Below are 11,568 nucleotides of genomic sequence, written 5' to 3'. Positions count from 1 at the left end.
CCCACCCGTGGCTGCCCAGAAGTCAGATACAAGCACTTCCAGCAAGGACTACAACGCGTCGTCCATCACCGTCCTCGAAGGACTCGAGGCGGTACGTAAGCGTCCAGGCATGTACATCGGTTCCACCGGTGAACGCGGCCTGCACCACCTCATTTGGGAGGTCGTCGACAACTCGGTCGACGAGGCGATGGCCGGACACGCCACCAAGGTCGAGGTCACCCTCCTCGAAGACGGCGGAATCCGCGTCATCGACGACGGCCGTGGCATCCCGGTCGGCATGCACGCCTCCGGAGTTCCCACCGTCGAGGTCGTGCTGACCCAGCTGCACGCCGGCGGCAAGTTCGACTCCGACTCCTACGCCGTCTCCGGTGGTCTGCACGGCGTCGGTATCTCGGTGGTCAACGCGCTCTCCACCCGGCTCGACGTCGACATCAAGGTCGACGGCTACCGGTGGCAGCAGACGTACACCGATTCCAAGCCGGGAGAGCTCGTACAGGGCGACCCGACGAAGGAGACCGGCACCACCGTCAGTTTCTGGGCTGATCCCGAGATCTTCGAGACCACCCGCTACAACTTCGAGACCGTTGCGCGTCGTCTGCAGGAAATGGCCTTCCTCAACAAGGGCCTGACCATCACGCTGACCGACGAGCGCGCCGAGGTCATCGACGACGAAGCCGCCGAGGTGGCCGAGGCTCCCAAGTCTGCTGCCGAAGAAGCCGAAGAAGCTGCTCAGGCAGCGCCGCGTAAGTCCAAGACCCGTATCTACCACTACCCCGGTGGACTCGAGGACTACGTCCGGCACATCAACAAGAGCAAGACCCCGATCCACAACTCGGTCGTGGGATTCACCGCCAAGGGCACCGGCCACGAGCTCGAGGTCGCAATGCAGTGGAACTCCGGCTACTCGGAGTCCGTGCACACCTTCGCCAACACGATCAACACCCACGAGGGTGGTACCCACGAAGAGGGCTTCCGCGCCGCACTGACCGCAACGGTCAACAAGTACGCGCTCGAAAAGAAGCTGCTCAAGGACAAGGATCCCAAGCTCACCGGTGACGACATCCGTGAAGGACTCGCGGCCATCATCTCGGTGAAGGTCGGTGAACCCCAGTTCGAGGGTCAGACCAAGACCAAGCTCGGCAACACCGAGGTCAAGTCCTTCGTACAGAAGGCGTGCAACGAGCACCTCGCGCACTGGTTCGAGGCGAACCCCGCCGACGCGAAAACCATTGTGAACAAGGCTGTTTCGTCGGCGCAGGCCCGCGTTGCCGCACGTAAGGCGCGTGAGCTGGTCCGTCGCAAGAGTGCGACCGACCTCGGTGGCCTGCCAGGCAAGCTCGCCGATTGCCGCTCCAACGATCCGGAGAAGTCCGAGATCTACATCGTGGAGGGCGACTCCGCAGGCGGCTCGGCCAAGTCCGGCCGAGACTCGATGTACCAGGCGATCCTCCCGCTTCGCGGAAAGATCATCAACGTGGAGAAGGCGCGTATCGATCGCGTCCTCAAGAACACCGAAGTCCAGTCGATCATCACCGCGTTCGGCACGGGCATCCACGACGAGTTCGACATCGCCAAGTTGCGCTATCACAAGATCGTGCTCATGGCCGACGCCGACGTCGACGGTCAGCACATCGCAACGCTGCTGCTCACGCTGCTGTTCCGCTTCATGCGGCCGCTCGTCGAGCACGGCAAGGTCTACCTCGCGCAGCCGCCGCTGTACAAGCTCAAGTGGCAGAAGGGTGCGCAGCCGGAATTCGCGTACTCCGACCGCGAGCGCGACGCGATGGTCAAGGCAGGCCTCGAGTCCGGCAAGAAGATCAACAAGGACGACGGCATCCAGCGCTACAAAGGCCTCGGCGAGATGAACGCCAAGGAGCTGTGGGAAACCACGATGGACCCGACGGTGCGCGTTCTGCGTCTCGTCACGCTCGACGACGCGGCTGCTGCCGACGAGCTGTTCAGCGTGCTGATGGGCGAAGACGTCGAAGCACGACGCAGCTTCATCACCCGCAATGCCCGGGACGTTCGTTTCCTCGACGTGTAGGCCTGCGGCCCTGTGAGCGGTTGCGGAGTCCCCGGACTCCTTTTCCGCGCACAGGGGCTTGCCCCCTCTTTTAAGAAAGTGAGCTCATGACCGACACCACGTTGCCACCGGACGGTCCGCAACACGACCGGATCGAACCGGTCGACATCCAGCAGGAAATGCAGAACAGCTACATCGACTACGCCATGAGCGTCATCGTCGGTCGCGCTCTGCCGGATGTCCGCGACGGACTCAAGCCGGTGCACCGCCGCGTGCTCTACGCGATGTACGACAACGGATATCGCCCAGACCGCGGATACGTGAAGTCTGCCCGACCGGTCGCCGAGACCATGGGTAACTACCACCCCCACGGCGACTCCTCGATCTACGACACGTTGGTCCGTATGGCCCAGCCGTGGTCACTGCGTTACCCGCTCGTCGACGGTCAGGGAAACTTCGGATCCCGCGGCAACGACGGCGCAGCCGCCATGCGTTACACCGAGTGCAGGCTCACGCCGCTCGCGATGGAAATGCTGCGCGAAATCGACCACGAGACAGTCGATTTCACCCCGAACTACGACGGCAAGACGCAGGAACCGACGGTTCTGCCCAGCCGTATCCCGAACCTTCTGATCAACGGTTCCAACGGCATCGCCGTCGGTATGGCCACCAACATTCCGCCGCACAACCTGCGTGAAGTTGCCGAGGCCATCTACTGGGCGCTCGAGAACTTCGAGGCGGACGAGGAAGCCACCCTCGCGGCCGTCATGGAGCGCATCAAGGGACCCGACTTCCCGACGCACGGGCTCATCGTCGGTGGACAGGGCATCCAGGATGCCTACACCACCGGCCGTGGCTCCGTCCGTATGCGCGGCGTCGTGGAGATCGAGGAAGATGCCAAGGGCCGCACCACGATCGTCATCACCGAGCTGCCCTACCAGGTCAACCCGGACAACCTGATCACCTCCATCGCGGAGCAGGTTCGTGACGCCAAGATCGGTGGCATCTCCGACATCCACGACGAGTCCTCGGACCGCGTCGGCATGCGCATCGTCGTCACCGTCAAGCGTGACGCCGTTGCCAAGGTCGTGCTGAACAACCTCTACAAGCACACCCAGCTGCAGACCAGCTTCGGCTGCAACATGCTCTCCATCGTCGACGGAGTGCCGCGCACGCTGCGCCTCGACCAGATGATCCGTCTGTACACGACGCATCAGCTCGAGGTCATCGTTCGTCGTACCAGGTACCTGCTTCGCAAGGCACAGGAGCGCGCCCACATCCTGCGCGGTCTGGTCAAGGCGCTCGACGCTCTGGACGAGGTCATCGCCTTGATCCGTGCGTCGCAGACCGTCGACATCGCTCGCGCCGGATTGATGGAACTCCTCGACGTCGACGAGATCCAGGCCGACGCCATCCTCGGCATGCAGCTGCGTCGTCTGGCCGCCCTCGAGCGTCAGAAGATCGTCGACGAATTGGCCGAGATCGAACTCGAAATCGCGGACCTCGAAGACATTCTGGCTCGCCCGGAGCGTCAGCGCGCGATCGTTCGTGACGAGCTCAAGGAAATCGTCGACAAGTACGGCGACGACCGTCGTACCCGCATCATCGCCGCCGACGGAGACGTCAACGACGAGGATTTGATCGCCCGCGAAGACGTCGTCGTCACGATCACCGAGACCGGTTACGCCAAGCGCACCAAGACCGATCTCTACCGATCACAGAAGCGCGGCGGCAAGGGTGTTCAGGGTGCCGGCCTCAAGCAGGACGACATCGTTTCGCACTTCTTCGTCACCTCGACGCACGACTGGCTGCTGTTCTTCACCACGAAGGGCCGCGTCTACCGCGCGAAGGCTTACGAGCTGCCCGAGGCGAGCCGTACCGCTCGCGGTCAGCACGTTGCCAACCTCCTGGCCTTCCAGCCGGACGAGCGCATCCAGTCCGTCATCCAGATCAAGACGTACGAAGACGCGCCATACCTGGTGCTCGCCACACGCAACGGTCTGGTCAAGAAGTCCAAGCTCACCGACTTCGACTCCAACCGCAGCGGTGGCATCGTCGCCATCAACCTGCGCGGTGAAGACGAACTGGTCGGCGCTGTTCTCTGCTCTGCCGACGACGACCTGCTTCTCGTCTCGGCACAGGGCCAGTCGATCCGCTTCTCGGCCACCGACGAGGCACTGCGTCCGATGGGCCGCGCCACTTCCGGTGTCCAGGGCATGCGTTTCAACGGTGACGACGAGCTGCTCTCGCTCAACGTCGTTCGTGAAGGAACGTTCCTCCTGGTCGCCACCTCGGGCGGTTACTCCAAGCGAACCGGCATGGAGGATTACCCGGTGCAGGGTCGCGGCGGCAAGGGCGTGCTCACGATTCAGTACGACAAGAAACGTGGCACTCTGGTCGGTGCGCTCATCGTCGACGACGACGACGAGCTGTACGCGATCACCTCGGGCGGCGGCGTCATCAGGACGGCTGCCAAGCAGGTTCGTAAGGCGGGACGCCAGACCAAGGGCGTGCGTCTGATGAACCTCGGCGAAGGCGACACATTGCTCGCGATTGCGCGCAACGCCGACGAGCCCGAAGAGCTCGCTGCAGAGACCACCGACAACGCAGACAATGCCGATGGAGCTAAGGAGTCCTAGTGAGCACTCCCAACCAGCCGGGCAGTGACCAGAAGAGTGAAAGCACTTCAGGTTCGACGCCACCGAAGCCGGAGCAGGCAACTGCTCCGGCGGGGCCGCAGACCTCGAAACCTGCAGCTCCAGCGGACGGCGGACCCAAAGCTTCCGAGGCAGCTCCGGCGCCCAAGGCACCGGAGCCGCCTCGCGGCCCGTCGGATTCGGCCCAGAAACCGGCGGCTGCGGCTCCCGACGCCGCGGGTGCGGCCAAGGGTCAGGCTCCTTCCGCTCCTTCTGTGGCTCCGGCTGCGCCGGTAACCCCGGCGAAGGGTGATGGTCAGGCTCCGCCGCAACCGGTCGCCAATCAGGCTCGTGGCAGCCAGGCACCGCCGTGGCAGCGGGGACCCCAGCCGTCAGGCCAGCCTCAGGGGCAGACATCTCAGGCGCCGAAGGCTCCTGCTCAGAACCCGAGTGCTCAGAACCCCGCTGTTCAGAACCCGGGCAAGGCTCCGGCACCGCAGAATCAGGCTCCGCAAAGTCAGCCGCAGACCAACATCACGCGCCCGGCCGGCGCTGGTGCTCCTGCAGGTCGACAGGCAGCTCCTGCTGGGGGTAAGCCGCCTGCGGGTCCGCAGCGTCCTGCTGCGGCCGGCCCGGCACAGGGTGGTCCGGCACAGGGTGGTCCGGCCAAAAACCCCGCGCAGGGTGGTGCGCCGAAGGGGCAGCCGCAGGCGGGTCGCCCCGCTGCCGGTGCACAGACAGGTCGTCCTGCCGGCAACCCGTCGGCGCGACCTGTCGTGACGGGCACGGCGGCTGCCGCAGCTACCGGTGGCGTCGCCGGCGCAGCGGCAGCCAAGGCTGTTGCACCCTCGGGCGCAAATCCCAAGGCTGCAAATGCCACGGTCGCCAATCCCACCGTCGCTAATCCGAAAGCAAAAGCCGCCGCGATCGACGGGCCGACTCGGCACATCGATCGCAAGGATCTGCCGAAGGACATGCCTGACCTCTCCGAGGCCAAGCATCCGTTGCCTGCTGCGGTGAAGGGTGAGAAAACTCACGCCGTATCGGCCTCGGTCGTGGACGGTGCGCCACTGCGCGCAACGGTCCAGATCCGTCGTATCGACCCGTGGTCCACGCTCAAGATCACGTCCGTGATCTCGGTATCGCTGTTCTTCGTGTGGATGGTGGCCGTCGGACTGCTCTACGTCGTTCTCGACGGCATGGGCGTCTGGGATCGCCTGAACAACGCGTTCACCGACATCGTTGCCGACGGCGGCTCCGACGGTCTGGTGACGGCCGGCCAGGTGTTCGGCTACGCCGCGCTGATCGGTATCGCGAACATGGTGCTTTTCACGGCACTCGTCACGATCGGATCGTTCATCTACAACCTCTGCAGCGACCTGGTTGGTGGCGTCGAGGTAACTCTCGCCGACCGCGACTGACCTGCGAAAACATTGCTCCGCCGGGCCCGTTTTGGTGTCAGCGGCCCGGTGGGGTAATCTTTGGAATCGGTTCAGGGGCCTATAGCTCAGGTGGTTAGAGCGCTTTACTGATAATGAAGAGGTCGGAGGTTCAAGTCCTCCTAGGCCCACTCCCATGTGCCGAAGAAGGGTTGCTGGAATGAAGGTTTTCCTGCTTGTCGGGGCCGGAATTCTGGTAGCTCTCGGGGTCACCAAGCTGATCAAAAGTCAGCGCGGAGACAAGGTTTGGCACGATTTGGAAACAGGATAGAACCTAGGTACTCTGACTCCGGTCAGAAAACCGAACGGGGCCTTAGCTCAGTTGGTAGAGCGCTGCCTTTGCAAGGCAGATGTCAGGAGTTCGAATCTCCTAGGCTCCACAGTAAGAAAACACCCTCCCGGGATCCGGGAGGGTGTTTTTGTATGCCGATGTGCCGATGTCCGGCCAGCCGGTGCCCGACTCGTGGCCCTCCCCTTTTGAGCGAACGGCACTTTCGGCGCACTGAAGGCGATGAACATGCCGTTCGCTCGGAGTGGGGTGGCCAGAACAGCGCCCACTATGGACCGTTCGTCCCGAATTCTCCGGAAAGTCTAGTGGTCATAACCAGCCGGGCGTAGCGTGAGGAGAACCCAATTTCAGGAGGTTCGTAGTGCTTCACAACGACATTCCCAGCCACGGTGAAATTGCCGCACTCGCGGAGGTGGAAGGGCCCACCTGCATCACCATCGTGACTCCGACTGAAGATGCGCCGCAGGATCATGACAAAGCGCGCATCGCCTTCAAGGACCAGGTCCGCTCGGCGCTCGCATCGGTGGAGGATCCGGCCGAGCGCAAGCTGTTCGAGGCCGAATACGCAGAGCTCGACGACGACGACGATTTCTGGCGCTTCCAGTCGCGCTCATTGGTCACGTACGCGACGCCGGAGCGTCTGGTGACCTTCCGCCTCCCCAACCGTCTGCAGGCGCTCGAAACGGTCAGCGATCGGTTTCATCTCAAGCCACTGCTCCGTTCGGTGACCTTCCCCCAGACGGCGTTTGTTCTCGCTCTCGCCGAAGGTTCGGTGCGATTGATCGAGATCGCCGCCGACCAACCGGCCGACGAGGTTCGTGTTCAGGGAATGCCGAAGAACGCTGCGGATCACGCGGGTAAGTCCTCGATCAACAGCCGAACGGAAGCCGGTCGGCTCTCGGGTTCGGACAGCCGAAAGCTGCGCGTCAATCAGTACGCCCGCGCAGTCGATCACGAGGTCCGTGGTGTCCTCGCCGGCCGCGACGTCCCCTTGATCCTGGCCGCTGCGGAACCCATCGCGTCGGTGTATCGCTCCGTGAATTCGTACCGTCACCTGGTCGACAAAACCGTCGAGGGAAATCCGGAAGCCTTGTCGACGCAGGAGGTGGCGGACGGATCGCGACCGGCGCTCGACGATTTCCACGCCGAGCAGTTGGCGGCGGTGCGGGACACCTTCAATGTGCGCACGGAACAAGGTCGCACTCAAACCGACGTCGCCGACGTGGCAACGGCCGCGACGTACGGACAGGTCGACACCGTTTTCATCGACATCGATTCCGTTGTACCCGGAAGTCTCGATCCCCAGACGGGCGCTCTCACGACCGGTGAGTCGACCAACGGAAGTACATACGGGGTCGTCGACGAGATCGCTCGTCGTGCGCTCCTGACGGGTGCTCGGGTCCTCGCTGTTCGCGCCGAGGACATTCCGGGCGGCGGCGCAGTTGCCGCGATTTTGCGCTTCGCCCCGTAAACAGACTGGACGCGTGTGCGCTTCGTGACCTGATTCGGGCACGGGGCGCATACGATTCCGGCATGAAACGTGTGTGGGAACGGCTGCGCCTCTACTGCAAGACGCTGCACCCGGTCGGGCTTGCCTTTGCTCTGGTCTTCTTCACCTGGTCGATGAGTCCTTCCCTGTTGCCGCGCGCGTGGTACTTGCAGGGCGTTGCGACGGGCATCTCGCTCGCGATGGGATACGGCGTCGGCGTGACGGTTGCCTGGATGATCCGCAAGTGCGGCGTCGAACCGCAGTGGTCGGATCGCACCAAGAAGATCGGCTGGCGAGTCTTGTTGGCCGCGGCCGTCATTCTGGTTCCGACGTTCTTGGTCCTCGGTTCGTGGTGGCAGCAGATCGTTCGCGATCTTGTCGAAGCTCCTCGCACCAATCAGGCGAATTACCTTCTGGTGCTGCTGATTTCGCTCGGAATCTGGTTCATCCTGCTCGAGGCAGGCCGTGGTCTTCGTTTCACCACCAACAAGCTCACCGCCGTCGCACTTCGGTTCGTTCCCCTCGAAGCGGCGAAGGTCGGCAGCTTGATCGTCATTTTCGCCCTCGGCATCTTCATTGTGAACGGTGCGCTGTACAACGGGTTGATTGCCTTCGCGAACTGGAGTTTCTCCGGTGCGGATCACGAAACACCGGACGGCATCGAACAACCCTTGATCGCTGAGCGCAGTGGTTCACCGATGTCCGCGGAGGCCTGGGATTCGCTCGGCCAGGAGGGGCGCACCTTCATGGGCAGCGGTCCCACCGCGGCCGAGATCACTGCATTGACCGGACGTGAAGCGAAGCAACCGATCCGGGTGTACGCCGGACGCGAATCCTCGGACTCGATCAACGGTGTCGCACAGCGGGTCGTCGACGAGTTGGAGCGCACCGGCGGATTCGACCGCGGAACCCTCGCGGTTGTCACGACCACCGGCCGCGGTTGGGTGAACGAGGACGTCGCGTCGGCGTTCGAGTACGTCGAGGGCGGGGACACGGCGATCGCGTCGATGCAGTACTCGTTCCTTCCGAGTCCGTTGGCCTTCATCGCCGACCGTGAGACGCCGATGATTGCCGGTCGCGCACTCTTCAACGCGGTGTACGCCAAGTGGATCGACCTGCCCGTGGAGACGCGGCCCGAGCTGGTTGTCTTCGGTGAGAGCCTCGGCTCCTACGGTGGCCAGGCCGCATTTGCCGGCGCTCAGGACATGATGACGCGCGTCGACGGCGCACTGTGGGTCGGAACCCCCAACTTCACTGCTCAGTGGCAGGAAATCACGGACAGCCGCGACTCGGGCTCACCGGAGATCCTGCCGGTGATCGACGGTGGCCAGGCAATTCGGTTTGCCGGTGATCCGGAAGATCTGGAGCTGAAGTCCGACTGGGACGACGATCGCATCGTGTACTGGCAGCACGCCAGCGACCCGATCACATGGTGGTCCTTCGACCTGCTGCTCAACAAGCCGGATTGGCTCAAGGAACCGCTGGGTCGCGACGTGGATCCGGGAATGACGTGGGTACCTCTCGTGACCTTCTGGCAGGTAACCCTCGACATGGTCTTCTCGGCTGACGTCCCGTCCGGGCACGGTCACAATTACGGCGAGGATGCAGCGGACATGTGGGCCAAGATCCTGCACCCCGAGGCGTGGACCTCGGCTGATACCGACAAGCTTCGTTCGCTGCTGACCTCCAATCTGGAGCCCACGAAGTAGTCGTAAAGGGTTGTAAGTCAGCCTGTTAAGGCGAAAACCTCACGAAAAAGTGTTACGTGAGGTATGTGTTACTCTGCGTTCGCTGTGTGCCAAGCCACAGCGCAAGCGAGCGTGGGGAGATCGAAACGTGAAGAGCAGAGCATGGTGGGCGGCCGGGGTTTCCGTCGCGGCACTGGTCATGGGTGCTGTGACGGCCCCTGCCGCAATGGCGGAGCCGGCGGATTTCTACACGCCGCCGTCGGAGCTTCCGGCAGGTGCCAACGGAGATCTCATCAAGAGTGAGCCGTCACCACTGCTGCTGAGCGTGCCCGGATCGAACGGTGCGTGGCCGGCAACCGCCACCAAGATCATGTACCGAAGCGAGGACGCCAAGGGTGCTCCCGTTGCCGTGACGGGGACCTACCTCGAACCGTCGAACCCGTGGACCGGGCAGGGGGCGCGTCCACTGGTTGCCGCAGCGGTAGGAACGCATGGGCAGGGCGATCAATGCGCTCCGTCCAAACTGTTCAACACCGGTATCGAGTACCAGTTCCCGACGGACGTCATGGTCGGCTACGAGTCCATCTGGGTGAACACGTTGCTGCTCAACGGCATCGCCGTCGTAGTCACCGATTACGAAGGCCTCGGAACTCCTGGCGATCACACCTACGTCAACCGCGAAGCCGAAGCGCATGCGGTTCTGGACTCGGTGCGTGCCGCTCAGCAGCTCCCGAACACGGGCATTCCCGCCGACGGCCCCGTCGGACTGTGGGGTTACTCGCAAGGTGGTGGAGCTGCCGCTGCCGCAACGGAATTGAAGCCGTCGTATGCTCCCGAGCTCGATCTCAAGGGCACGTACGCAGGTGCACCGCCCGCCGATCTGGCGGCGACGCTGCAGCAGGTCGACGGCACGTTCCTCACCGGAGTGATCGGCTACGCGCTCAACGGGATCCTTGCGCAGTACCCCGAGGTTCAGCCGCTGCTCGACGCCGAGATCAACGATCGCGGCCGACAGATGTTGGCCGCCACCAAGAACCAGTGCGTCGCCGAAAGTGGATTGCAGTTCGGCTTCCAGCAGTCGTCGAGTTTCACCAATTCCGGTGAATCACTCTCCGCAGTTCTGGCGCGTCTACCCATGGCGCAGGCAATCCTCGACGAGCAGAAGATCGGCAAGCTGACGCCGGAGTCGCCCGTACTCATTCAGCATGGCCGCTCCGATGACATCGTTCCGTTCGGCCAGGGACAGCAACTGGCGCGAGACTGGTGCGGCAAGGGCGCGACGGTGCAGTTCTCCGTCAACGAACTGCCCCCGATCATTCCGGGCATGGCAATCAATCATGCGACGCCGTACCTGGTGGGTACACCCGAATCCGTCGGGTACATGATCGATCGCTTCAACAACGTCCCGGCACCGTCCAACTGCTGAACGTGAACATCGAAAAGCCCCGGAACACAATCTGTTCCGGGGCTTTTCGTGTGTCGACTAAGCGGTCTTCTCGGTCGAGTTCTCTTCGAGCCGAGGGGGTGCGGAAGCGACCGGCGGATGCTCGCGTCGGCGGCTCTTGAAGAACACCGCGCCACCGATCACCGCGACACCGGCGATGACGAACACGGCGACGCGCTTGCGGCCGCGAGGCTTCTCGGTGCGTTCCGCGGACTTCGTGGGGATAGCCTTTGCGCGCTCTACGCCCTTCTTGGCGAGGACTTTGCCCTGACGACCCAGGAACAACCCGACCTGCCCGGCGCCGCGAGCGACCGATGTGGCGACCACCGCGGCGATGCGGCGAGCGTTGTCGGCTGCCTCGGACTCCTTGATACGAGCCGCTGTCTCTTCGAGGTAGGCGGCAGTCTCGTCGAAGGTGTCCTCGACGCGGGCGCGCGCGTGATCGAAGGTGTCGGGCAACTGCGTGCTGAGGGACTCGGTCACTCGTGTCATGACTTCACTGTGCCATAACAGTGAGGCGGGGACAGGGAGAGTTTTACGGGGCGGCATCCGCGAGAACG

7 protein-coding genes and 2 tRNA genes are annotated in these 11,568 nt (G+C 63.4%); 8 read left to right on the top strand and 1 reads right to left on the bottom strand.

All coding sequences use genetic code 11. From position 1 onward, the window contains the following. Positions 1–7 precede the first annotated feature (7 nt). From gyrB to EEB12_RS15155, 8 genes are all read left to right on the top strand, one after another. Entirely contained in the window at positions 8–2,044 is a 2,037-nt protein-coding gene (gyrB, locus tag EEB12_RS15190) for a DNA topoisomerase (ATP-hydrolyzing) subunit B (RefSeq protein WP_003942515.1), read from the top strand. A gap of 86 nt (positions 2,045–2,130) precedes the next feature. After that, the gene (gene gyrA / locus EEB12_RS15185) at positions 2,131–4,662 is read left to right on the top strand and encodes a DNA gyrase subunit A (RefSeq protein ID WP_019746215.1); all 2,532 of its coding nucleotides are present in this window, start codon (positions 2,131–2,133) and stop codon (positions 4,660–4,662) included. After that, positions 4,662–6,080, top strand: coding sequence for a DUF3566 domain-containing protein (locus EEB12_RS15180; protein ID WP_141488046.1), 1,419 nt, complete (start codon positions 4,662–4,664; stop codon positions 6,078–6,080). Before gyrA ends, EEB12_RS15180 begins: the two co-directional genes overlap by 1 nt. A gap of 75 nt (positions 6,081–6,155) precedes the next feature. Continuing rightward, positions 6,156–6,229 (top strand) — tRNA-Ile (locus EEB12_RS15175). Between the two features lie 176 nt (positions 6,230–6,405). Next, positions 6,406–6,478 (top strand) — tRNA-Ala (locus EEB12_RS15170). Between the two features lie 270 nt (positions 6,479–6,748). Continuing rightward, a complete protein-coding gene (locus EEB12_RS15165; protein WP_003942559.1) occupies positions 6,749–7,858 on the top strand; it encodes a hypothetical protein in 1,110 nt (369 codons plus the stop codon). 62 nt (positions 7,859–7,920) lie between these two features. Further along, entirely contained in the window at positions 7,921–9,585 is a 1,665-nt protein-coding gene (locus EEB12_RS15160) for an alpha/beta hydrolase (protein WP_020967982.1), read from the top strand. 127 nt (positions 9,586–9,712) lie between these two features. Then, positions 9,713–10,990, top strand: coding sequence for a lipase family protein (locus EEB12_RS15155; protein WP_042950194.1), 1,278 nt, complete (start codon positions 9,713–9,715; stop codon positions 10,988–10,990). Positions 10,991–11,047: 57 nt separating this feature from the next. Here the strand turns inward: EEB12_RS15155 and EEB12_RS15150 are convergent, their stop codons facing one another. Next, complete coding sequence (locus EEB12_RS15150; protein ID WP_241841061.1) at positions 11,048–11,500, bottom strand: hypothetical protein; 453 nt, start codon at positions 11,498–11,500, stop codon at positions 11,048–11,050. Positions 11,501–11,568: the final 68 nt, after the last annotated feature.

Origin of the sequence: Rhodococcus sp. WS1 (assembly GCF_003797745.1) — a bacterium.
GTDB classification, from domain to species: Bacteria; Actinomycetota; Actinomycetes; order Mycobacteriales; family Mycobacteriaceae; genus Rhodococcus_F; species Rhodococcus_F erythropolis.
Note: the sequence above shows the minus strand (reverse complement) of the source record. Positions and strands in the feature narration are given on the sequence as shown.

Bases quoted from the DNA above. Each gene is read 5' to 3' on its own strand.
- EEB12_RS15150 (WP_241841061.1), bottom strand. From the start codon at position 11,500: ATGACACGAGTGACCGAGTCCCTCAGCACGCAGTTGCCCGACACCTTC.
- gyrA (WP_019746215.1), top strand. From the start codon at position 2,131: ATGACCGACACCACGTTGCCACCGGACGGTCCGCAACACGACCGGATC.
- EEB12_RS15160 (WP_020967982.1), top strand. From the start codon at position 7,921: ATGAAACGTGTGTGGGAACGGCTGCGCCTCTACTGCAAGACGCTGCAC.